The organism is Amycolatopsis sp. NPDC050768, from assembly GCF_040654155.1.
In the GTDB taxonomy this organism is placed as follows: domain Bacteria; phylum Actinomycetota; class Actinomycetes; order Mycobacteriales; family Pseudonocardiaceae; genus Amycolatopsis.
Genome location: NZ_JBFAHL010000030.1, coordinates 1 through 21718, shown reverse-complemented (window position 1 = coordinate 21718; position 21718 = coordinate 1). Strand labels below are relative to the sequence as shown.

At 71.5% G+C, this 21718-nt stretch carries 21 protein-coding genes; 11 read left to right on the top strand and 10 right to left on the bottom strand.

Annotation, left to right across the window (positions count from 1 at the left end; genetic code table 11):
* Positions 1-134: 134 nt before the first annotated feature.
* From AB0H62_RS47950 to AB0H62_RS47940, 3 genes are read right to left on the bottom strand one after another with little or no spacing between them, the layout of a single operon-like run.
* The gene (locus AB0H62_RS47950) at positions 135-749 is read right to left on the bottom strand and encodes a class I SAM-dependent methyltransferase (protein ID WP_220238862.1); all 615 of its coding nucleotides are present in this window, start codon (positions 747-749) and stop codon (positions 135-137) included.
* The gene (locus AB0H62_RS47945) at positions 746-1306 is read right to left on the bottom strand and encodes a helix-turn-helix domain-containing protein (protein ID WP_360592660.1); all 561 of its coding nucleotides are present in this window, start codon (positions 1304-1306) and stop codon (positions 746-748) included. Before AB0H62_RS47945 ends, AB0H62_RS47950 begins: the two co-directional genes overlap by 4 nt.
* 40 nt (positions 1307-1346) lie before the next feature.
* The gene (locus tag AB0H62_RS47940; RefSeq protein ID WP_220238863.1) at positions 1347-2342 is read right to left on the bottom strand and encodes a LacI family DNA-binding transcriptional regulator; all 996 of its coding nucleotides are present in this window, start codon (positions 2340-2342) and stop codon (positions 1347-1349) included.
* 110 nt (positions 2343-2452) lie between these two features.
* Here AB0H62_RS47940 and AB0H62_RS47935 point away from each other — a divergent pair, with 110 nt between their 5' ends.
* From AB0H62_RS47935 to AB0H62_RS47920, 4 genes are read left to right on the top strand one after another with little or no spacing between them, the layout of a single operon-like run.
* Positions 2453-2824, top strand: a complete 372-nt coding sequence (locus tag AB0H62_RS47935) for a hypothetical protein (RefSeq protein WP_360592659.1) — start codon at positions 2453-2455, stop codon at positions 2822-2824.
* Positions 2825-2881: 57 nt separating this feature from the next.
* Positions 2882-3451, top strand: a complete 570-nt coding sequence (locus AB0H62_RS47930; protein ID WP_220238865.1) for an NAD(P)H-dependent oxidoreductase — start codon at positions 2882-2884, stop codon at positions 3449-3451.
* A gap of 51 nt (positions 3452-3502) precedes the next feature.
* Positions 3503-4489 (top strand): ATP-binding cassette domain-containing protein, encoded by a 987-nt coding sequence (locus tag AB0H62_RS47925; protein WP_220247549.1) that lies wholly within the window; start codon positions 3503-3505, stop codon positions 4487-4489.
* Positions 4486-5331, top strand: a complete 846-nt coding sequence (locus tag AB0H62_RS47920; protein ID WP_220238866.1) for an ABC transporter permease — start codon at positions 4486-4488, stop codon at positions 5329-5331. The genes AB0H62_RS47925 and AB0H62_RS47920 overlap by 4 nt, the downstream gene beginning before the upstream one ends.
* 85 nt (positions 5332-5416) lie before the next feature.
* On the opposite strand, the gene AB0H62_RS47915 is transcribed toward AB0H62_RS47920, so the two are convergent.
* The gene (locus tag AB0H62_RS47915) at positions 5417-8479 is read right to left on the bottom strand and encodes an AAA family ATPase (RefSeq protein WP_360592658.1); all 3063 of its coding nucleotides are present in this window, start codon (positions 8477-8479) and stop codon (positions 5417-5419) included.
* A 467-nt stretch (positions 8480-8946) separates the two neighbouring features.
* On the opposite strand from AB0H62_RS47915, the gene AB0H62_RS47910 reads away from it, so the two are divergent.
* From AB0H62_RS47910 to AB0H62_RS47900, 3 genes are all read left to right on the top strand, one after another.
* Positions 8947-9150, top strand: a complete 204-nt coding sequence (locus AB0H62_RS47910; protein ID WP_220238868.1) for a hypothetical protein — start codon at positions 8947-8949, stop codon at positions 9148-9150.
* Positions 9150-10109, top strand: a complete 960-nt coding sequence (locus AB0H62_RS47905) for a GH25 family lysozyme (protein ID WP_220238869.1) — start codon at positions 9150-9152, stop codon at positions 10107-10109. Before AB0H62_RS47910 ends, AB0H62_RS47905 begins: the two co-directional genes overlap by 1 nt.
* Before the next feature lie 304 nt (positions 10110-10413).
* On the top strand, positions 10414-11688 hold the full coding sequence (locus AB0H62_RS47900; RefSeq protein WP_220238870.1) for a cytochrome P450: 1275 nt from the start codon (positions 10414-10416) through the stop codon (positions 11686-11688).
* 284 nt (positions 11689-11972) lie between these two features.
* On the opposite strand, the gene AB0H62_RS47895 is transcribed toward AB0H62_RS47900, so the two are convergent.
* Positions 11973-12602, bottom strand: coding sequence for an alpha-ketoglutarate-dependent dioxygenase AlkB (locus AB0H62_RS47895; RefSeq protein WP_220238871.1), 630 nt, complete (start codon positions 12600-12602; stop codon positions 11973-11975).
* Between the two features lie 110 nt (positions 12603-12712).
* Here AB0H62_RS47895 and AB0H62_RS47890 point away from each other — a divergent pair, with 110 nt between their 5' ends.
* On the top strand, positions 12713-13759 hold the full coding sequence (locus tag AB0H62_RS47890) for an alcohol dehydrogenase catalytic domain-containing protein (RefSeq protein ID WP_220238872.1): 1047 nt from the start codon (positions 12713-12715) through the stop codon (positions 13757-13759).
* Here AB0H62_RS47890 and AB0H62_RS47885 read toward each other — a convergent pair.
* On the bottom strand, positions 13743-14339 hold the full coding sequence (locus AB0H62_RS47885) for a helix-turn-helix domain-containing protein (protein WP_360592657.1): 597 nt from the start codon (positions 14337-14339) through the stop codon (positions 13743-13745). The two genes, AB0H62_RS47890 and AB0H62_RS47885, sit on opposite strands and share 17 nt — an antisense overlap.
* Positions 14340-14494: 155 nt before the next feature.
* Between AB0H62_RS47885 and AB0H62_RS47880 the strand changes: the two genes are divergently transcribed.
* Entirely contained in the window at positions 14495-15100 is a 606-nt protein-coding gene (locus AB0H62_RS47880) for a hypothetical protein (RefSeq protein WP_266118377.1), read from the top strand.
* Between the two features lie 22 nt (positions 15101-15122).
* On the opposite strand, the gene AB0H62_RS47875 is transcribed toward AB0H62_RS47880, so the two are convergent.
* Together AB0H62_RS47875 and AB0H62_RS47870 are read right to left on the bottom strand one after the other, a co-directional pair.
* Complete coding sequence (locus AB0H62_RS47875; RefSeq protein WP_360592656.1) at positions 15123-16064, bottom strand: RluA family pseudouridine synthase; 942 nt, start codon at positions 16062-16064, stop codon at positions 15123-15125.
* 47 nt (positions 16065-16111) lie between these two features.
* Positions 16112-16504, bottom strand: coding sequence for a DUF5313 domain-containing protein (locus AB0H62_RS47870; RefSeq protein WP_220238876.1), 393 nt, complete (start codon positions 16502-16504; stop codon positions 16112-16114).
* 115 nt (positions 16505-16619) lie between these two features.
* Here AB0H62_RS47870 and AB0H62_RS47865 point away from each other — a divergent pair, with 115 nt between their 5' ends.
* Positions 16620-17063: a MarR family transcriptional regulator gene (locus tag AB0H62_RS47865; protein ID WP_360592655.1), complete on the top strand. Its 444-nt coding sequence runs from the start codon at positions 16620-16622 to the stop codon at positions 17061-17063.
* A 4-nt stretch (positions 17064-17067) separates the two neighbouring features.
* On the opposite strand, the gene AB0H62_RS47860 is transcribed toward AB0H62_RS47865, so the two are convergent.
* Positions 17068-17589, bottom strand: a complete 522-nt coding sequence (locus AB0H62_RS47860; RefSeq protein WP_360592654.1) for a YceI family protein — start codon at positions 17587-17589, stop codon at positions 17068-17070.
* A complete protein-coding gene (locus AB0H62_RS47855) occupies positions 17586-18188 on the bottom strand; it encodes a hypothetical protein (protein ID WP_360592653.1) in 603 nt (200 codons plus the stop codon). Before AB0H62_RS47855 ends, AB0H62_RS47860 begins: the two co-directional genes overlap by 4 nt.
* 119 nt (positions 18189-18307) lie before the next feature.
* On the opposite strand from AB0H62_RS47855, the gene AB0H62_RS47850 reads away from it, so the two are divergent.
* Complete coding sequence (locus AB0H62_RS47850) at positions 18308-21052, top strand: AAA family ATPase (RefSeq protein WP_360592652.1); 2745 nt, start codon at positions 18308-18310, stop codon at positions 21050-21052.
* Positions 21053-21718 lie beyond the last annotated feature (666 nt).

Genomic DNA, 21718 nt, shown 5'->3' with positions numbered 1-21718 from the left:
ACAGCTCGGCCCCTTTTCGGCGTGGGCCCCGTTTTTGTCGGGGGTGGCCGATAGAATGGACAAGGGCACGCCCCCCAGGGAGGGCGGGGGCCTGTCTCCCGGCGGCTGGTGGCCCGCACATGGTTCTTGTGTTGTTACTCGGGAGCTTGTGGCTTGCGCAGCCGCACGGCGGTGATGAAAGGCAGCCCAGCCAAGCGGAAGACGGTGGCTTGGCCGGCGAAGTCGAGGCCCGCATTGCGAGCCATTGCGACTACTTCCTGCACAGTCTCCGTGCGGTTGCGGCGGGGCAGGACCCGGGAAGCAAAACGCAGCCACCCGCGGGTGAAGTGTTCGGCCACGACCGCGGTGCCACCCGGCGTGAGGACGCGGTGGATTTCCGCGAGGCCCCGGGCGGGATTGGCCCAGTGGTGGAACGACATCGTGGACAGCACCAGGTCGAAGTGCCCGGCAGGGTAGGGGAGAGACTCCACGGAACCGACGGAAAGCGCGGCAGGGAAAGGCTTTTCGCGCGCCCGCGCGAGCATGCGGGACGCGGGGTCCACACCGGACAAGGCGGCATCCGGGAAGCGGGCGTGGACCAGGGCGAGGAGCTCGCCGGTGCCGGCGCCCACGTCGAGGACCGAGTGGGGCGGGGCAGCTGCGGCGAAGGAGAGCGTCGCGCGGTGGACGGCGCCGAAGAAGCCCTGCAGGGTCGGCTTGTCGTAGGTGTCGGCGCGGGCGTCGAAGCGGCCGACGTCGTGGTAGGTCATGGTGCTCCGATCGTCGCGATGAGGGCGGCGGAGGCGGCGTCGATGGCGGTGGCGACCGTCTCCTCGGAAGCGGGACGGCCGGCGTCGAGCCAGGTGAGGATCGTTTCCACCGAGAGGGTGGTCAGCAAGGTCGCGGCCCAAGCCCGGCGCTCAGGATCGGGGATTTCCGCCGGCAGCGCCGATTCGGCCACCAGGGAGCTCCGCGAGCGGAAGTCGGCCGCCCACGAGTCGAACTCCGGTTCACGCGCGACGTGGCGGAACAGCAGCCGGAAGCCGTCCGGATCGGAGGCCGCGGCGGCGACCGCCGCACGCACCAGGTCAGGACGGCCCGACGTGGCCACCCGCAGGCGGTCGCGGACGTCGTCGAGCACGGCGCGGTACAGGTCGGGCTTGCCGGCGAAGTGGCGGTAGATGATCGTCGCCGTCACGCCGGACTCGCGGGCGACCTGCTCGATCGTGGTGGCCGCGTAGCCGTCGCGGGCGAAGGCCGTCCGTGCCGCGGCGAGGATCTGCGCGCGGCGTTCGGCGCGGGGCAGGAGCTTGCGGCCGGTGTCCACGAAAGTGTTTATAGCGCTCTGTACACCCCGGTGTAAACAGTTACCGGCGAACGCGCGTCGACTCCCGCACCACCAGCTCCGGCGTGAAGACCTCTTCGCGGTGCGGCGGCGGGTTCTCCTCGGTTTCCGCGAGCAGCTGCTCGGCGGCCGTGCGCCCGAGCCGGAACGCGGGCTGGCGCACGGACGTGAGCGGGACGGCCGCCGCGCCCGCGAACTCGATGTCGTCGTAGCCGACGATGGCCATCTCGTCCGGCACGCGCACGCCGGCGCCGACCATCGCCTGCAGCACGCCGAGCGCGAGCAGGTCGTTGGCGCAGAACACGGCCGTCGGCCGGGGGCTCATGCCGAGCAGGCGCGCGCCCGCGTCGCGGCCCGACGCGACGTCGAGGCCGATCGCCTCCACCGCCGACAGCTGCGCTCGCGAGCCGGTGAGCACGGAGCGCACGCCGGCGTCGCGGTCGCGGCACTGCGTGAGGATGGTGGGACCGTTCACGAACCCGATGTGGCGGTGCCCGGTCTCCAGCAGGTGCCGGGCGGCGAGCGCACCGCCCGCGACGTCGTCGACCGACACGGAGCTCGCCTCGTCCGCCGGCACCTTGCGGTCCACGAACACGTACGGAATCCCACTACGGCGGAACGCCTGCATCGCGTCGCCGGCGGTGTCGACCGGGCTCAGCAGCACGCCGCGCACGCGCTGCTCGGCGAGCATCGCGAGGTACGACGCCTCGGTCTCCACCCGCTGCCCGCTGTTGCACGTGATGATGTTGATCCCCTGCGCGTGGGCGGCTTCCTCGGCGCCGCGAGCGACGTCGACGAAAAACGGGTTCCCGAGGTCGAGCACGAGCAGCGCCATGATCCGCGACCGCCCGGCGCGCAGCTGCCGCGCGGACTCGTCGCGCACGTACCCGAGCTCCTGGATGACCGACAGCACCCGGTTGCGCGTGGCCGTCGCGACGACGTGGGGTCGATTGACCACATTGGACACAGTGCCGATCGAAACGCCCGCGCGCTTCGCGACGTCCTTGATGCCGACCACGGCCCTCCCCTCGCCCTTGGGGCGGCCAGCCTAACACGGTGATGAAACGTTTCATCGGGCGCTGTCGGCATGGGGACCGGTCCCGGTGGGAGCACATTGGCGTCGGCGCCGTGAACGTCGTGTTGTGGTGCGTCCAGTGGGCGCTCGCGGTCGTGTTCCTCTTCTCGGCGTGTGTGCGCCTCCAGGATTCGCTCGCCCGGTACCGCCGGGGGAGCGTGCTGACGGGCAAGCCCTTGTTCACGCGCGGGGAGGGCTTCACCGCCGGCGTCGTGATGCTGGTCGGCGCCGCGGCGCTCGTTTCACCGGTGCTCGACGTGCTGCACGCGCGGTGGGTCGTGCCGGCGGCGGCCGTGGTCCTGCTCGTCACGACCGTCGTGCTCGACCGCGTTTTCCACTACGGCGGCGGGACCACCTGGGTGTTCGGGTTCCTGCTCGTGGCGCTCGCCGTGCTGCGGGCGTGGCCGTACCCGTTCTACGCCTGACGCGCGCCGCCAGATCGAATCTGGCGGCGGCTCGCGCGCATCTGGCGCCCTGAGGGTGTGCAGGAGAAGCTGCGGGTGGCCGTGGTCGTCGCCAGCACCCGGGAGGGCCGGGTGGGCGGCGGCGTCGGCCGGTGGTTCGTCGAGCGGGCCGGTGCGCGCACCGGGCTGGACCTCGACGTGGTCGACCTCGCCGACTTCGCGATCCCGGCGTGTTACCCCGCGCGGCCGACCCCGGCGATGGCCGGGTTCGCGCGGCGGATCGCGGCGGCCGAGGCGTACGTGGTCGTCACGCCGGAGTACAACCGCAGCTTCCCGGCGTCGCTCAAGCAGGCCATCGACTGCGCGTACGACGAGTGGCGGGCGAAACCGGTCGGGTTCGTCTCCTACGGCTACCGCGCCGCGGGCCGGTACGCGGTGGAGCAGCTTCGTGGGGTGTTCACCGAGCTGCACACGGCGACCTTGCGCGACGCGGTGTGCCTCGACCTGCTCGAAGCCCGTGTGGCTGACGGCGGTTTCCGCCCCGATCCGGAGCGCTACGCGCCCGCCGTGACGACGTTGCTCGACGAGCTCGTCTGGTGGGGGCTCGCCCTGCGCGACGGGCGGCGCGCGCGGCCCTACTGCGCGTGAACCGACTGTGGCCGACCGACTGTGGCCGAACAAGAACGGGGAAGGACAGACATGAGCAGTGCCACCGCCGAGCCGGCGATCGTGACCGCCGGGCTCGTCAAGGTGTTCGGGGAGACCCGGGCGGTCGACGGCATCGATCTCGTGGTGCCCGCGGGCACCGTCTACGGCGTCCTCGGCCCCAACGGCGCGGGCAAGACCACGGTCGTGCGCATGCTGGCGACGCTGACCAGGCCCGACGGCGGTGAGGCGCGCGTGTTCGGCAAGGACGTGGTGCGCGAAGCCGACGCCGTGCGCAGCCGCGTGAGCCTCACGGGGCAGTACGCGTCGGTCGACGAGGACCTCACCGGCACCGAGAACCTCGTGATGCTTGCGCGGCTGCTCGGGCATCGCAAGCCCGCGGCCCGGTCGCGTGCGGCGCAGTTACTGGAGGCGTTCGGGTTGACCGACGCGGCGGCGCGACAGGTGAAGAACTACTCGGGTGGCATGCGGCGGCGGTTGGACATCGCGGCCAGCATTCTCAACACGCCCGATCTGTTGTTCCTCGACGAGCCGACGACGGGGCTGGATCCCCGAAGCCGCAACCAGGTGTGGGACATCGTGCGGGCGATCGTCGCGCAGGGGACCACGGTGTTGCTGACTACGCAGTATCTCGACGAGGCGGATCAGTTGGCGTCGCGGATCGCGGTGATCGACCACGGAAAGGTGATCGCGGAGGGGACGAAAGGGGAGTTGAAGGCTTCCGTCGGCGTCGGGGCTGTGCATTTGCGGTTGCGTGATGCCGGCCAGCGCGAGGCTGCGGCGGAGGTACTGGGGCGGACGCTTGAAGCGACGGTGCAGTTGGAGCCGGATCCGGTGGCGTTGACGGCGCGGTTGTCGGCCGACGAGCACCTCGGCTCGGCCGATCGCGCCTCGCGGGCCCTCGCGGAGCTGGCGCGGGCCGGCATCACTGTTGACACGTTTTCGTTGGGTCAGCCGAGTCTTGACGAGGTGTTCTTGGCTCTGACTGATCGTCCGGCAAATGAGGAGGTGGCGGTGTGACGACTGTACGCGAGGCTGATGTCGAGCTGGCGGCGCCGAAGGTCGAGGATTTGGCCGCGTTGCTGGTGGCGGTGGAACGGCCGCCCAGGCCCAGTGCGCTGTCGACGTCGATCACGTTCGGCCGGCGGGCGGTGTTGAAGATCAAGCATGTGCCGGAGCAGTTGTTCGATGTCACGGCGTTTCCGATCATGATGACGTTGATGTTCACGTATTTGTTCGGCGGGGCGTTGGCGGGGTCGCCTTCGCAGTATTTGCAGTTTTTCTTGCCGGGTATTTTGGCGTCCAGCGTTGTGATGATCACGATGTACACGGGGTTGGCTGTCAATACGGATATCGAGAAGGGGGTGTTCGACCGGTTCAGGACGCTGCCGATTTGGCGGCCCTCGGCGATGGTGGGGTACTTGCTGGGGGACGCGTTGCGGTACGTGATCGCGTCTGTGGTGATCATGGTCGTGGGGTTGATTCTGGGGTTCCGGCCGCCAGGTGGTTTCGGGGGTGTGGTGGCTGGGGTCGTGCTGCTGCTGGTGTTCTCGTTCGGGCTGTCGTGGGTGTGGACGATGTTCGGGCTGCTGCTCAGGTCGGAGAAGTCGGTGATGGGGGTGAGCATGATGGTGATCATGCCCCTGACTTTTCTGTCGAACGTGTACGTGGATCCGTCGACGATGCCGGGGTGGTTGCAGGTGTTCGTCGAGTTGAACCCGATTACGCAGCTGGTGAGCGGGGTTCGGTCGATGATGGCCGGGGCATGGGACTTCGGAGCGATCATGTGGACGTTGATCGCGGCCGGCGTGCTGACGTTGGTGTTCGGGACGTGGACTATGAGGTTGTACAACAGGAAGTGAGTGCTCGGCTCGCTGGAGAGAATGCGGCGGGCCACTTCCCCCACCCGCCCATGGTGCGTGCGTTCTGTTGCCGGTTGCTGTGCGGTTACAGGCGCCAGGTAGTGGGGGTGGGTGGGTGGTAGGAGCAGCTCGACCCGGTGGTGATGGTCGCGTGGAGGTGGTCGGCCAGGGTGGGGTGGAGGTCGGCCAGTTTGCGGATGGCGTCGCGGATGCGGGCGGTGACGGCTTTGCGCGCGCGTTCGGATTCGTCGCCCAGGCGACGGGTGCGGCCGGCGAGGCCGGAGGAGGTGCGGAGCTCGGTGAGGAGCGCGGCGCGTTCCGTGTCGAGGGTGGCGGCGCGGGTGTCGTCGCCGAGGGTGGTGGCGTGGTCGATGGCGGCGTCGAGTTCGGTGAGGCGGTGACGGTAGGCGGCTTTGGCCGCGTCGTCGAGGATGGGGGTGCCGGTGAAGGTGGGGGCGACGTCGGCCTCGGGGGCGAGGAGGCGGACGGCGGGGACGTCGGTGCCGGGACGGCCGAGGAGGAAGTGGAGGTCGCGCAGGCCTTTGGAGTCGGGGACGCGGGTTTCGTGGCCGGCGTAGCGGAGGTACCAGACGGCGTCGGTGCGGCGGAACTCGTTGAGGGGCAACGGTTCTGTACGGGCCGCTCGGGCGCGGGCGGGGATGTGGTGCATGCCCAGTGACGTGGCTTCCGCGGTGACGGTGTCGAAGAGTTCCGCCGCGCGGCGGGTGTCGCCCAGGTTCTGGTAGGCGGTGGCGAGGTGGCTGCGGGCTTCGATCGACCACGGGCGTGCGCGCAGGCGGCCGGCGGAGCGGGCGGCGGAGGTGAAGAGGTCGACGGCGAGGTCGTGGTCGCCGAGGGTCGCGGCGAGCAGGCCGGTCCAGAGGTCGACGGGGCCGCTCAGATCGCAGCCGTACAAGGAAACCAGCCATTCGCCGGAGTACGGCGCGAGCTCGGCCAGGAGGCGTTCGGCGGCCGGGCGGTCGCCCAGTACGGCGGCGGCCTGGGCCTGGCAGCGCAGCCACAGCGGGGTGAACTCGCGGGAGTACGGGGCTTCCGCGGTGGCCTCGGCGAGCAGCTCGCGGGTGGCGGCGGCGTCGCCGGCGTGGGCGGCGGCGAGGGCGCGCAGGAGGCCCGGGTGGGAGTGCCCCGCGTCGCTCATGCGGGCGGGCAGGTCGGCCAGCTCGGCGAAGCGGCCTTGCAGCAGCAGGGCGCTCCAGCGCAACTGGTCACCCATGAAGCCGAACTCGCGTTCGCTCAGGCCGAGGTGCGCGTCGAGCGCCTGCTGCAAGGCGACGTCCGAGTCGGCGAAGCGGCCGTGCAGCGCGCAGATGATGCTGCGGTCGATTTTCGCGGCCAGTTCGGCACCGCGCAGGCCGCTGTTTTCCGTCAAGCCCTGGAACGAGCGAAACTGGTCGAGGTAGCGCGGGTCGCCCTGTTCGAGGAGTGCGACCCATTTCAGCGACGACGCGAAGTATTCGTTCTCGCGGTCGCCGGTGCGCCGGGCGATGGCCGCGAGTTCGTCCGTCAGCCGTTCGCGTTCGGCGCCGCTGCCGGGGCCCCAGATGGCGTCGTGGCGTGCCCAAAGGGAGAACGCGAGCGCGTGGTCGTCCTCGTCGTCGCGGGCGAGCATGGCGGCGCGGGCCGTGAGCTCGAGCGTGACGCGGTCGAGGGACAGCTGTTCGGCCGGCGTGCCCGCGCACAGGCGGCGGTGGGCTTCGAGCAGGAGGCCGGACACGAGCTCGTGGCGCGCGCCGCCCGGGTCGACGCGGGCGAGGGTGAGGCCGGCGCGCGCGAGCAGCTCGGCGTCGTCGAGTTCGCGCACGCTCGCGACGGCGCCTTCGAAGTGCGCCCAGGCCTCGTCCTTGTCGTCGACGCGCCAGAGCAGCGTGCCCAGTTCCAGCTCCACGACCGCACGCGTGCGGATGGTCGGTGCACGTTCCAGCGCGCGCCGCAGGTGGCCGATGGACTCCTCGATGGCGAGGCGCGCACTGGCATCCCGGGCGGCCGCCAAGAGCAGCTCGACGGTGCGGGCCGGCTCGACGAGGGCGCCCGCCAGGTAGGCGTGCCGGGCGCGTTCGGCGGGGCCGACCAGGTCGGAGTCGGCGACGGCCGCGTGCCGGCGGGCCGCGCCTTCGGCACCGAGGCCGGCGTAGCGCGATTCGCGGACCAGGTCGTGGGCGAACGCGAAGCGGCCTTCGCCGAGCGCGACCACGAGCCGCGTCGCGACGGCCCGGCCGAGCAGGTGGTCGACCTGCGGCACGGGTGCGCCGGCGACCGCGGCGAGCAGGTGCAGCGAGAACTCCCGGCCGAGCACGGCGGCGTCGCTCAGCAGGTCCGCCACCTGGGCCGGCAGCAGCGAAAGCCGCCGCTGCAACGCGTCGGCCACGCCCGGCGCGACGGCCGAGACGGGGCTGCCGCTGCGCCAGAGCCGCGCGGTCTCCTCGACGAAAAACGGGTTGCCACCGGTGCGGCGGTGCACGTCGGCGGCCAGCTCGGCCCCGGGGTCCGTGCCCGCGGTGCGGCCCATCAGCTCGGCGACCTGCGTGGGGTCGAGGCCGGTGAGCGTGACCGTGGTGGCCTTCGCGACGAGCGGCAGCACGAGCTGGTGCAGCGGGTGGCCGGGCGCGTCGACCTCGACGTCCCGGTACGTGCCGATCAGCAGCAGCCGCTCGAACCACGTGTGGCGCGCCGCGAAGTCGAGCAGTCGCAGCGACGCGGGGTCGGCCCAGTGCAGGTCGTCGAGCACCACGACCACGGGCCGGTCGTGCGAGAGCGTGATGAGCGCGCTCGTGACGGCGTCGTGCAGGCGGAACGCGTCGCCGGGCTCGGGTGATTCGCCGAGCAGCGCCGACAGCGTCGCGGAATCCGCGGCAGCCCACTCGTGCGGTTCAGCGGCCCGGCGCAGCGCGCGCACGACCTGCACCCACGGCCAGTAACCGGGCGCGCTGCCCGACTCCCAGCACGTGCCGGCCAGCACGAGCGCCCCGCGTTCGCGGGCCTCGTCGGCCAGGCCCGTGACGAGCGTGGTCTTGCCGATGCCGGCCTCACCCGTGACCAGCACCAGGCCGCCGTGGCTCGCGGTCGCGCGCGCCAGCTCCGCGCGCAACACCGAGGCGGGGTGCTCCCGTCCGATGAGCGCCGCAGTCATGTCCGTTTCCTCCCGTTCCGGATCCGAGCCTCTCACGCCTCCCCACCGTCCGTCGCGCCCATTCCGGGCGGGCTTCGGTGTGACGACACGTGCACGCCGGGAGGAGAGCTCCTCGCCAGGGTCCTCTCCTCGGCCGACCCCATTCTGGATGACGACACCGACAATCCGGTCGCGCCCGCGTCGGCCCGACATCCGAACCTGCTTCGGGCAACCGGTGGTGCCGAACCGGCGCCCGGCACGGCCCGACTCTGACGATTTCGTGGTGAACCCGCTGTGCGACAGGCGAAAGCGGACCGACGCACTCGCCGTCGTGGTACTGCACCGAGGTTCCCGGTCTCCAACGTTCGGGGGAGACGAATACCCATGCTGGCGGTGTCGTCCGCGCGGCGCGGGTGGCAGGTTACGAGGCGGCTCCAACTCGCGAAACGGACAAGTCGTCCCCAAGCTGAGCAACTGGGGGAGCAGTCGTGCCGACGAACACGGCCACCGCCACCGGCGCCGACCGGGTCGCTGCGCTGCGCGCGGAAACGCGGCCGCCGCGGCGGGCCCGGCGTGGCCGACATCCGTGCGGCACGACGCGCCGATGGTGGAACCACCGCGTGGTCGACGCCGTTCGCGAGCTCGGCGGCACTTACCCGGCGCCCACCTACGTCACGGAAGGCGGTTCCTGATGGCGCTCGGCATCGACATCTACCGCAGGTTCCAGACCGTCACCAGCTGGCCCGCGGTCAAGCGGGCCGGCGTCACGTTCGTCTACGTCAAGCTCTCCGACGGTGGCGGTACCCCCGCCGGCGGCCGCGCCGACAACGAGGTGAACGGCGCCAGGTCCGTCGGCATCCCGGTCGGCGGCTACCACTTCGTCCAGGCGAGTCCCGGCGCCGCGGCGCAGGCCGACGTCCTCCTCGGCGAGGTGATCCGGCTCGGCGCCACCGGCTGCGTCCCGATGCTGGACCTGGAGGACAACCCGCCCGGTTCGGAGGCGCAGAACATCCCGGACAGCCAGAAAGCCGCGTTCGGCAGGGCGTTCTGCCAACGGATCGACGCTCGTGGGTTCCGGCCCGGCGTGTACATGAACAACGCGCTCGCGACGCTGCTGCGCCCGGACCGCTGGGGCATCCCCGGTCTCGTGATCTGGATCGCCCGCTACGGCGCACGGCCCGACGCCGCCGCCGGCCGCTACGACATCCACCAGTACAGCTCGTCCGGGACCATCCCGGGCATCTCGGCGGCCGGAGTCGATCTCGACGAGAGCTACACGACGGCGCACTTCGGCGCACTCAAGACCCCGGGAGAAGAGGAGGACGAGGACATGAGCAGTGACCGCGGAGAGGCGACCGAGCCGGGCGAGTGGGGCAAGCTCCACATTCCGGTGAACGGCGGCCGGTACCTGCGGCTGGCGTCGAGCTACGACCAGCCGATCACCCTCGACGGCATCTCGCTCGTGGGGGACACCCCCGGTGTCGCGGGCCGGGACGTGGTCACCGTCCAGGCCGGCGGAAAGGTCGACGCGGACCGGCCGGGGCCGTGGGATCTCGCCGGGGCCAGCGGGGCCTACGCCAGCAAGTCACACGTGGTCGTCCGCTACCAGTGCGCCGGCGCGGTGAAGGGCTGGGTGAACAACCGCGCCTGACTTCTTTTCGTGCGGGGCGTGCGAATCGTCACGTTCACCCGGAAGGGTCGGCGCGTCCGAAACACGCTCGGAGGCCCCGGCGACCTGAGAACGCCGGGGCTTTCCGCCCTCCGATGGAGACCGCGGTGTCCACTGTGGATGCGTCGGCGCAATCGGCGCTCGCCGGACCTGAGCCGGTGCCGCGTCCCCGCTCCCGCACCGCTGGTCACGGCCGGGTCACGGCGCATGTCATGATCCCGAACCGCAGGTGACGGCTGTCTCCGCGCCGATCACCCGAACGGCGGCGTGAGGTAGTGTCGCTGTCATGGGGAGTCTCCGCTCGCGAATCCTCGCCTGGGCCGGTCGCCGGTACATCGCGAGGCAGCAGAAGCGAGGTTTCGACCTCGAGAAGATGGCGTTCCTTCCCGACTCCGCGCTGGAACCGCTTCGGCGCGTGGGGCTGGACCCCGTGCCGTCGCTGGGGCAGCGCCGGGCCGAGGAGCCCATCAGCAAGATCGACCTGCCGTTCGGCATGAACGCGTGGCTTGTGACCGGCTACGAGGAGTCCAAGGCCGTTCTCGGCAAGGTCTCGGAGTTCAGCAACGACTTCACGAACCTCGTCGGCAACGCGGGCGTGACCGAGGACCAGAACCCGGGCGGGCTGGGCTTCGCCGACCCGCCGGTGCACTCGCGGCTGCGCAAGCTGCTCACGCCGGAGTTCACCATGCGTCGGCTCAACCGCCTCACGCCGCGGATCGACGAGATCGTGAACGAGCAGCTCGACGCGATGGCCGCCGCCGAGGGGCCCGTGGACCTGTGGGAGGCGTTCGCGCTCCCGATCCCGTCGCTCACGATCTGCGAGCTGCTCGGGGTGTCCTATGAGGACCGCGCCGACTTCCAGCGCCTGAGCACCGCGCGCTTCGACCTGTTCGGCGGCGCGGGCGCGTCGCTGGGCGCGATCTCGGAGTCGCTGACCTACCTGCTCGACATCGTCAAGAAGCAGCGCGAAGAACCGGGCGATGGCCTGCTCGGCATGCTCATCAAGGAACACGGCGACGAGATCGACGACCTCGAGCTCGCGGGCCTCGCCGACGGCGTGCTCACCGGTGGCCTCGAAACCACCGCCAGCATGCTCGCCCTCGGCGCCCTGGTGCTGCTCCGCGACCCCGCCGCGTTCGACGCGGTCCGCGGCGACGACGACTCCGTGCACCGGTTCGTGGAGGAGCTGCTGCGCTACCTCACCGTGGTGCAGATGGCGTTCCCGCGCTTCGCCAAGGAAGACATCGACATCGCGGGCGTCCACATCGGCGAGGGCGACATCGTGCTGGTGTCCCTCTCCGTCGCCAACCGCGACGCGGTGCTGGGCACCGACATGGAGCGCTTCGACCCCCAACGCGACCCGTCTTCCCACCTGGCCTTCGGGTACGGCATCCACCGCTGCATCGGCGCGGAGCTCGCGCGCATGGAGCTGCGCACGGCCTACCCGGCTCTGGTGAAGCGGTTCCCGGACCTGCGGCTGGCCGTCGAGCCGGACGAACTGGCGTTCCGCAAGGTCTCGATCGTCTACGGCCTCGACTCACTGCCGGTGCTGGTCCGCTGACGCCGGGCTCACGAGACGGAGGATTCGGCGAAGAACGGCTCCGGGCGGGACTTTTCCGCCGCCTCGGCTGACCGGCGACCGTTTCACGCGCACGAGTTCGCCGGACTCTGCGCGGCAGCAGGGCTACCGACCTCCGCGACGCCCGGTGCCTCCGGGCTTCTGGCCGCCGGCTTCACCGGACCTCTCGCGCAGGGTCGGTGTCGTCGGCGGACCGTTCGCGGCGATCGACATCGCCGGGAACTCCCGTGGCGCGCTTCGTCGTGGCTTTCCCCGACGCCGACCGGCTAACGCACCCCTTTCGGCCGGAACTGGATGCTGATCCGCGGTCCCACCCCCTTGCCCGTCTTGGGGATCGCGTGTTCCCACGTGCGCTGGCAGGAACCGCCCATCACGATCAGGTCGCCGTGGCCCAGCGGGTAGCGGTGGGACTCCCCGCCGCCGCGGGGGCGGAGGGCGAGGTGGCGCGCGGTGCCCACCGAGAGGATCGCGACCATCGTGTCTTCGGAGCTGCCGCGGCCGATGGTGTCGCCGTGCCAGGCGACGCTGTCGCGGCCGTCGCGGTAGTAACACAGGCCGGAGGTGCGGAAGGGCTCGCCGAGTTCGGCCGCGTAGTGCGCGGAGAGCGCGTCGCGCGCCGAGGTCAGCAACGGGTGCGGCAGCGTCTCGTCTTCGCGGTAGAAGCAGAGCAGGCGCGGCACAGCGACGACACGGTCGTACATCTGCCGCTGCTCGGCGTGCCACGGGACGTCGGCGACCAGGCGCGTGAAAATCTCGTCGGACCCCGACAGCCAGCCCGGCAGCACGTCGACCCACGCGCCGCGGCCGAGGTCGGTGCGCCGGATCCCGTTGAGGGAACCCAAAGCAGCGCCTTCGAAGCCGGACCCGAAGAGCGATCCCTGAAGTGCGTGACTCATGCCCCCACCGTACACGAGGATCGAACACCTGTTCGGGTGTCTGATTTTGAGACCGGCGACGCCGCGGACCCGTCGTAGCGTCGAGAGTCGGTCCCGACCCGGAGGTGGCGATGAAGGCACTGGTGTACCACGGACCCGGAAACAAGGCGTGGGAAGACGTTCCCGACGCGACGATCCAAGAGGTGACCGACGTCGTGGTGAAAGTCGACACCACCACGATCTGCGGCACCGATCTCCACATCCTCCACGGCGACGTCGCCGCGGTCACCGACGGCCGCATCCTCGGCCACGAAGCCGTCGGCACGGTCACGGCGGTGGGCGACGCCGTCGGCAGCTTCAAAGTCGGCGACCGGGTGCTCGTGCCGGCCGTCACGCGCTGCGGCCGCTGTGACTACTGCCAGCGGGGCATGCCCTCGCACTGCCGCACGGTCGGTGGCGTCGGCTGGATTTTCGGGCACCTCATCGACGGCACCCAGGCCGAGTACGTCCGCGTGCCCTTCGCGGACACCTCGCTCTACCACGTGCCCGCCGAAGTCACCGACGAGCAGGCCATCTTCCTCGCCGACTCCCTGCCCACCGGCTACGAGGTCGGCGTGCTCGCCGGCGAGGTGCGGCCGGGCGACACGGTCGCCGTCGTCGGTTCCGGCGCGGTCGGGCTCGCCGCGATCCTGACCACGGGCCTGTGGGGCGCGTCGAAGGTGATCGCCATCGACGCCAACAAGTTCCGGCTCGAGAAGGCTCTCGAGTTCGGCGCGACGGACACGGTCGCCGCCGGGCCCGACACCGTCGCGGAGGTCCTCGCGCACACCGACGGGCTCGGTGTCGACGTCGCCATCGAAGCCGTCGGCTACCCCGAGACCCTGCAGACCGCCGCCGCGCTAGTGCGGCCCGGCGGGCACGTCGCGAACATCGGCGTGCACGGCGTGGGCGTGGAACTCCCCATGCAGGACCTGTGGATCCGCAACATCACGCTCACGATGGGGCTTGTCGACACCGTGTCGATCCCGACGCTGCTGAAGATGGTCGCGAGCGGCCGCATCCCCGCGGAGAAGATGGGCACGCACACGTTCACCTTCGACCAGCTCGACCAGGCCTACGACGTGTTCGGCAACGCCGCCGACCACCAGGCGCTGAAGGTGATCATCCAGCCGGCGTAGGCGGATCGGCCGGCTTCGGGTGCGCGGTGACCACCAGCCGGTGCGTTCGCGCACCCGGAGCCGATTCGTCGTGGTAGCGCGAGACGAGCCCGGCCACGAGCGTGGTCAGCTCGTCGGTGAACGCCGCCCGCTCGCGCGCCGAGCGGAACGCGATTTCCGTGTCCAGCGCCAGAGTCGGCAGCGGTTTGCCGGCGCGCGCCGCTCGACGCACGAGACCGGCGACCTCGCGCACGGTCCGGCCGGCGACCGCCAGCAGGTACGCCGAGGAGAGCCGGTCTGGCTGCATCGCCGACGTGCCGGCGTCGCCGAGCGCGGCGGGGGAGACCTGGTACGACGCGGCCGTGGCGGCGAAGAGGCGTTCGGTCAGCCCGCCCCACTGGCGCTCGCCCGCGGGCTCGACGAGACCGTGGGACTCCAGCGCGCGCAGGTGGTAGTTCACCTTCTGGCGCGTGAGTCCGACGCGCGTGGCGAGCGAGGCCGCCGACGCGGGTTCGGCCAGCGCCGCCAGCAGGCGCGCACGGACCGGGTCCAGCGCGGCTGCCGCGACAGCCGGGTCCTCGATCACCTCGACGTCCCGCACGGTCCGAGCCAAGCATTGACAAACAAAGCTGTCAAGAGTCGTGAATCCGGCTCTTGTCTGTTTTCGTCCGTGCTCGTACAGTGATCATCCAGGTTCGACGTAGTGGTCTGGACCTGTCCCCCTACCGCCGCCCTGAGTTGTACGGAGGTTGGCAAGTGCGAGGAAGACTACGCCTCGGCGGGGTGCTCGCGGGGGTCGTGTGCGGGCTCGCGGTGGTGGCTCCGGTGGCCGATGCTCAGGTCGGTACCGGTCCGTGGAAGTCGTGGTCGCCGGGGTTCTCCGAGCAGGAGCGCGGGTGCGGGCAGATCAACGGGCTCACGTTCCAGCTCACCTGCTCCACGGGCAGCGGTGACCAGCGCGCCGAGCGCCGGTACGACACTTACACCGGCGGCACGCACCAGTTCGAGGGCTCCTTCAAGGTCACCAGCATGAGCGGCACGCGCATCAGCGTGAAGCAGACCTTCCGCGACGGGTCGAACGCCGGACCGTACTTCCTGCTGGCGGTGGAAAAGGGCGGCCGGATGTACGCGGTGGAGGGCGGTCAGACGCTCGCCAGCGGCGCCACCGTGGGCACTTCCGTGCGGGTCAACACCATCAACCAGGTGGGCAGCACGCACAAGGTGTACATCAACGGTTCGCTCAAGCAGACCATCGACAGCCCGAGCGGTAGTTATTACGACAAGTTCGGTTCGTACCGCACCAGCAGTGGTGCGGGACCGATCACCGTGCAGTGGAGCGGTGTGAAGTTCTGGACGAAGTGAGTTCGGCGCGGCGTCCTCGGGCTCAGTGCGCCGGGGGCGCCGCCCACTCGTCCGGTGAGTCCCACGCCGTCAAGCGCAGGGAACTCGTGAACCGGCGGTGCTCGCCGCTCACGGGATCGTCGAACTCCAGCACCTTGGCCAGCAGCTGCAACGGTTTCGTGAAATCGTCGAGCGGTTTTTCCGTCAGCACGGGGTAGAAGTCGTCGCCGAGGATCGGGATGCCGAGGCCGGACAGGTGCACGCGCAGCTGGTGTGTGCGGCCGGTGGCGGGCAGCAGGCGGTAGCGGCCGAGCCCGTCGCGGTGTTCGATCAGTTCCACGCGGGTCTCGGCGTTCACCGGACCCTCGATCTCCTGTGCCGCAAGCACTCCGCGTTCCTTGACGATGTGGCTGCGGACTGTGCGCGGCAGCTCCAGTGAAGGATCGTACGGTGCGATCGCTTCGTATTCTTTCTTCACGCGTCGGTCGCGGAACATCGTTTGGTACTTTCCGCGCACTTCGGGTGTGATCACGAACATCACCAGCCCCGCGGTCACGCGGTCGAGGCGGTGCGCGGGCGACAACGCCGGCAGGTCCAGGTCGCGCCGCAATCGCACCAACGCGGTTTCGAGGATGTGCTTGCCCCGCGGGATCGTGGCGAGGAAGTGGGGTTTGTCGACCACCAGCAGGTGTTCGTCGCGGTGCACGACCCTGATGTCGAACGGCACCGCCACCTCGTCGGGCAGGTCGCGGTGGAACCAGATGAACGAGCCGGGCACGAACGCCGCGTCGACCCCGAGCGGCCCGTCGAGGCCGAAGATGCGCTCCTCGCGCAGCATCTGTTCGATCCGCGCCGGGTCCACCCGCGGCAGCCGCTCCACGAGGTGCTCCAGCAACGTGCCCCACGGGCCCTCGTCGGGCATCCTCAGCCGCGCCGGGTCCAGCCCGTGGCGCGGCGGCAGCGGGCCGCGAAGCTTGCGTCTCATCGGACGCCGACTCTAGTCGTGGCCGGCGGCACCGCTGCCGGGAGCGGTCACTCGCCGGTGTTCTGGCGGTAGATCGCGATGTAGCGGGCCTTTGCGTCGGCGTCTGCGGCTTCGGCGGCCTCGCGGCGGAGGCGCTTGCCCGTGCCGGGAGGGAAGCCGTTGCGCGAGAGGCGGTGCTCGATGCTTTCCTCCATGTACACCGACGAGTAGAAGTACGCGACCAGCGCCGCCATGAGCACGATCGCGAGCCGCAGCGCCAGCGGGCCCGGCAACAGCAGCCACACGAGGCACAGCGGGATGAGGCCCACGGAACTGCGCAGCACGTGCCGCGCCTTCCAGTGCTTCGACGTCGTGTCGTGCAGGATCCAGTCCCGGTAGCGTTCGGGCAGACGCCCGCCTACTGCGTACCAGAACCAGAGGAAGACTCCCGGACGGTCCATCACGCCTCCTTGTCGGCTGTCCTCAGGGTACACTAATCATTAGTGCGCTAATCGATAAGGTAGCCGAGGCCACACCCGAAGCCGTTAAGGTGGCCCGGATCAGGAGGAGGACCCCGTGGCAGAGATCGACTTGGGCGACGACCCGCTGAAGCTCGACCGCCAGGTGTGCTTCGCGCTGTCAGTCGCCTCGCGCAGCGTCATCGCGGTCTACCGGCCCCTGCTGGAGCCGTACGGGCTGACGCACCCGCAGTACCTCGTGATGCTCGCGCTGTGGGAGAAAGCCCCGCGGTCGGTGAAGGACCTCGGGGCCACGCTGCGGCACGAACCCGCGACGCTGTCTCCGTTGCTGAAGCGGCTCGAAGCGATGGGCTACGTCACCCGCGGCCGCAAGGCTTCCGACGAGCGGCAGCTCACCGTCGAGCTCACGGAGAAGGGCCTCGCGCTGCGGGCCGAGGCCGAGAAGATCCCGTACCGCGTGGTCGAGACGCTCGGCATGGAGGTCTCCGAACTGGAGGCCCTCCATGCCGTCTTGAGCCGCGTGATCGAGGCGACCGCCTGAGTGCTCAGCGCGGCGCCACGAGCACCGCGTCGATGCCGATTTCCAGGTAGCGCCCCACGATCGCGCGCGGCGCGCTCATGCCGAGCGGTGCCCGGTCGAGCGTCGCGCGGGCCTGGAGGCGCACCGAGCCGCGGCCGGTGTCGGCGGGCCGTTCGACGGTGAGCGTGAGCGGGCACGTGGTGCCGCGCAGGCTCAGGAACCCTTGCGCCGCCCAGCCTTCCGGGCAGGTGGTGATGTCGCCGGACGCGAAGGTCAGCGTCGGTTCAGTGCCGCAGTCGAGCCACTGGGACTTCTGCAGGTCGCGGTCGCGGCGGCGGTTCCCCGTGTCGATCGCGGACAGGTCGAGCTCCGCGCGCAGGGCGGTCGGCGTGCCGGCGGTGTTCACGTGCACCGTCGCGGACCGGACGGGGATCGAGCCGTGCACGAGGTGGAAACCGAGCTTGCGCACGGTGAACGTGGCCGACGTCCGTCCGGTGTGGACGGTCCAGGTGCCGGGACGCAGACGGGTGGTGGTGGGGGTGCTCATCGGGTACCTCCGGTGGTGACGGATGCGGGCAGGGTGTGGTGGAAAACGCGGTGCAGGTCGATCCGCTCGGGACCGGTGAGCAGGGCCGGGTCCTCGTCCGGCAGCAGCTCGGTGCTCAGCACCGCCTTCTGGACGGCTTCGATCGCGGCGACGGACTCGGCGAACCCGAGCACGAGCCCGGCGCCGTCTTCGGCGCGCAGTACGAACACTGGGCCGATGCCCGGCACCTGCCGGGCCGCGGGCCAGATGCGCTCGCGGCCCGCGAAGTCCTCGGCGCGGACCTGCGCCTCGTCGCGCGGCCCGGCGAACCGGCTGGCCTGGGCGTAGTTCGGCGCACCCGGGGCGAACTCGGCGGAGACGACCTCGTAGACGTCGGTGTCGAGCCACGTGGTGCCGGGACGGGTGTGCGCGGCGGCTTCGTCCGCCGACACGACGTCGGGCCAGAACGCGACGGCCGCGCCGAGCACGCCGGCGACCTGGCCGAGCACGCACCCGCCGAGGGCCGCCGGGCCGGGGTGCAGCTCCGCGGCGAGGGCCCGGCCCCAGTCGCCGCTCTCGGTGGCGGTGTTCCGCCGGAACTGGTGGACGGTGGCGTACATGCTGCTCCTTCGGCCTGGGGTGGGAAGTTCGACGAGGTCCACCTTCGGCCGCGCGGACGTTGCGGACATCAGTGCCAGTACGCAGACGGACCACTGAAACCGGGCGCATACTTGCCTGCGTGACAGGCTCCGTGCCGTTCGTCGGCCGGGCCGGGGTGCTCGCCGACCTGCGCGGCCGGTTCGCCGCCGGCGCGGCGGGCACGGGTGCCCTGGTGCTGCTCGGCGGGCCCGCCGGCATCGGCAAGACCACGCTCGCCGAGGCCGCCACCGTCGGCCTCGCCACGGTGTGGGGCCGCTGCGTGGACGATCCCGGCGCGCCACCGCTGTGGCCGTGGCGTCGTGTGCTGTCGGCCCTGCCCACGGCCGGTGCCGAGGTCGCCCGCGCCGTCGCCGACCTGGACGGACGCGCTGGTACGGACCTCGTCGCGGCGCGGTTCCGGCTCGTCGCCACCGCGGCCGACGCCCTCGTCGCCGCGGCCGAGCCCGGCGGTCTCGTGGTGGTGCTGGAGGACCTGCACTGGGCCGACGAAGCGTCGCTGCGGCTGCTGCGCCACCTCGCCGGCGAGCTGCGCCGCTCGCGGCTGGTGGTGCTCGCGACCTACCGCGACACCGGCCCCACGCTCGACGAAACACTGCCCGAGCTGCTCGGCGGCCCCGCGACGCACGCGGTCACGGTCGCGCCGCTGGCCGAGCCCGACGTGCGGAGGTACCTCACCGAGGTCGCGGGCGCGGCCGTCGGCGACGCCGAGGTGTGCGACGCACTGCGCCGCTCCGGTGGCAACCCCCTGTACCTGCGGGCGGTCGCGCGCTCGGCCGGGTCCGGCGGCGGGCGCGCCGAGCTGCGCCACCTCGTGCGGACGTCGGTGGCCGGGCTCGCGCCGGAGGTGCGCGAGCTGGTCGCGGTGGCGGCGGTGCTGGGGGAGGAGGTGGACTGCGGCGTGGTCGCCGACGTCGCGGGCCGGCCGGTCGCCGAGGTCGTGCCGTTGCTGGACGAGGTCGTGCGCGCGGGTGTGCTCGTGCCCGTCGCGGCCGGGCGGCGCCGGTTCGCGCACGCCGTGGTGCGCGACGGCGTCTACGAGGACCTCGACCAGGGCGTGCGCGAGGCCCTGCACGCCCAGGCGGCGCTGGCGCTGACCCCGCGAGCCGAAGCCGATTCCGCCCACGCCGGGGTCGTCGCGGTGCACTGGCTGCGGTCGGCCGCCGACCCGGCGACGCTGGGCCGCGCCGCCGGCTGGGCCGTGGTCGCCGCGCGCGAGGCGACGCGGACGCTGGCTTTCGCCGAGGCAGCAAGGTTTCTGACCTTCGCCGTGGACGCGCGACGGCGAGCGGGCCGGACCGACGGGCTTGCCGAGCTGCTCGTGGACCTCGCCACGGCCGAGTACCGCTCGGGCCGCTTCGGCCCGTCCCTCGACCACGCGGAACAGGCGGCCGAACGCGCGGAGACTCCCGAGACGCTCGCCGCCGCGGCACTCGTCGTGCGAGACCTGTCCGCACCGGAACTGTTGCCCCGGCTGGGCAAACTCGCCGACACGGCGCTCGGCGCGCAAGTGCCCGATGCCCTGCGCGCCCGGCTGCTCGCGCAGGCCGCGTCGGTCGCCGCCGACGTCGGGCACACCGAGGAGGCCCGCCGGCTGGCCGACGAAGCGCGCGCGCTCGCCGAACGCGGCACCGACGACGAGGCCCTGCTCGACGCCGTGCGTGCGCGGTTCAAGGTCCTCCCGATCGAGCTGCCGCTCGACGACCGCCTTCGGCTCGGCTCCCTGGCCGTGCGCTTCGGCAACCGGCAGCCGCTTTCCGCGCTGTGGGGCCACAAGTGGCGCATCGACGCCGCGTTCGAGACCGGGGCGATGGCCGTGGTCGACCACGAGATCACGGCCGTGACGGCACTCGCGGCGACGAGCCGGCTGCCCCTGGTGCGCTGGCACGACCTGCGGCTGCGCACGTCGCTGCTCGCGTTCCGCGGCGCGTTCGCCGAGGCGCGTGAGCTGAACCGGCAGGCCAGGGAGCTGGCGGTGGCCGAGCTGGCGGACGACCGCTCGGCGCTCGGCATGTCGTCCGCGTTCAGCCTGCAGCTCGCGCTCGTGACCGGCGACGTCTCCGAGATCGACGAGCACTACGACGAGGTGCTCGCCACCGTGCCGACCCTGCCCATCGCCGTGGTGTCCCGGCCGCTCGTGCACGTCGTCCTCGGGGAGGACGAGGCGGCGCTCGCGGGGTACGAGGCCGTGCGCCACCTCGCGCGGCAAGAAGGCTTCGACCTGCGGTCCAGCGGGGTGGCGCCGAACCTGATGGTGCTGGTGGAGGCCTTCGGCGACGTCGAGACGGCCCGCTTGCTCGAGCCCGTGCTGCGGGCCGCCGAGCGGGTGCTGTCAAGCGGCGCGGGCGTGTACTGCAGCGACTGCGGCACGAGCTGGCTGGCGCGCCTCGCCGTGGTGCTCGGCCGGGCCGAGGAGGCCGCGCGGCTGTTCGAGGCCACGATCGCGGCGAACGTGCGGGTCGGCGCGCGGCCGTTCGTCGCGCAGAACCGCCTGCGGCTGGCCGCGGTGCTCGCGACCCTCGGCGACACCGGCAAGGCCCGCTCCCTGGCGCGTCAGGCCCTCGACGAAGCGCGCCGGCTCGTGATGCCGGGCGCCGCGGCCGAGGCCCAGGCGCTGTTGGGCCGGCTGAGCACGACCGGACCGCTGACGCCGCGTGAACGCGAGATCGCCAGCCTCGTCGCCGACGGGCTGGCGAACCGCGCGATCGCCGAGCGGCTCGTGGTCTCCGAACGCACAGTGGAGAGCCACGTCCGCAGCATCCTGGCCAAGCTGGACCTGGCCAACCGCACCGAGATCGCCGCCTGGTCCCACCGCGGCGGCGGGTAACTCACCCGCCCGGACACTTCGCCCACCTGCTACTCGCCGCTTGCCGGCCTCGCTGGACCTGGCCGACCGCGCCGAGATCGGCGCCTGGTCGCATCGCGGTGGCGGGTAACCCACCGCCCGGCTACTTCGCCTATCTGCTGCTCGCCGCTTGCTGGCCTCGCTGGACCTGGCCGACCGCGCCGAGATCGCCGCCTGGTCGCATCGCGGTGGCGGGTAACCCACCGCCCGGCTACTTCGCCTATCTGCTGCTCGCCGCTTGCTGGCCTCGCTGGACCTGGCCGACCGCGCCGAGATCGCCGCCTGGTCGCATCGCGGTGGCGGGTAACCCACCGCCCGGTCACTTCGCCCACCTGCTGCTCGCCGCTTGCTGGCCTCGCTGGACCTGGCCGACCGCGCCGAGATCGGCGCCTGGTCGCATCGCGGTGGCGGATAACCCACCGCCCGGCTACTTCGCCTATCCCTCGCTCACCCCCTCCTGCTCGCCACCTCCTGGTCACTCACCTTTGCTCGCCCCCGACCCAACTGCGCGTCCCCTCCCCCAACTCACCCTGCCGAGGCGACCACAGCGCGAGATCGCGCCGGCTTCCGGATGGGGCGGTGCGATCGGCCCCCGGCCCAACGACCCGCCCAACCCGGAAGCCCAGGAAAGGCGCATGAGCACGCCCC

What these genes read in the sequence shown, in the direction of transcription:
- AB0H62_RS47900 (WP_220238870.1), top strand. Translation starts at nt 10,414, where the DNA reads ATGGGGAGTCTCCGCTCGCGAATCCTCGCCTGGGCCGGTCGCCGGTAC.
- AB0H62_RS47860 (WP_360592654.1), bottom strand. Translation starts at nt 17,589, where the DNA reads ATGAGCACCCCCACCACCACCCGTCTGCGTCCCGGCACCTGGACCGTC.
- AB0H62_RS47925 (WP_220247549.1), top strand. Translation starts at nt 3,503, where the DNA reads ATGAGCAGTGCCACCGCCGAGCCGGCGATCGTGACCGCCGGGCTCGTC.
- AB0H62_RS47905 (WP_220238869.1), top strand. Translation starts at nt 9,150, where the DNA reads ATGGCGCTCGGCATCGACATCTACCGCAGGTTCCAGACCGTCACCAGC.
- AB0H62_RS47875 (WP_360592656.1), bottom strand. Translation starts at nt 16,064, where the DNA reads ATGAGACGCAAGCTTCGCGGCCCGCTGCCGCCGCGCCACGGGCTGGAC.
- AB0H62_RS47915 (WP_360592658.1), bottom strand. Translation starts at nt 8,479, where the DNA reads ATGACTGCGGCGCTCATCGGACGGGAGCACCCCGCCTCGGTGTTGCGC.
- AB0H62_RS47870 (WP_220238876.1), bottom strand. Translation starts at nt 16,504, where the DNA reads ATGGACCGTCCGGGAGTCTTCCTCTGGTTCTGGTACGCAGTAGGCGGG.
- AB0H62_RS47950 (WP_220238862.1), bottom strand. Translation starts at nt 749, where the DNA reads ATGACCTACCACGACGTCGGCCGCTTCGACGCCCGCGCCGACACCTAC.
- AB0H62_RS47890 (WP_220238872.1), top strand. Translation starts at nt 12,713, where the DNA reads ATGAAGGCACTGGTGTACCACGGACCCGGAAACAAGGCGTGGGAAGAC.
- AB0H62_RS47855 (WP_360592653.1), bottom strand. Translation starts at nt 18,188, where the DNA reads ATGTACGCCACCGTCCACCAGTTCCGGCGGAACACCGCCACCGAGAGC.
- AB0H62_RS47895 (WP_220238871.1), bottom strand. Translation starts at nt 12,602, where the DNA reads ATGAGTCACGCACTTCAGGGATCGCTCTTCGGGTCCGGCTTCGAAGGC.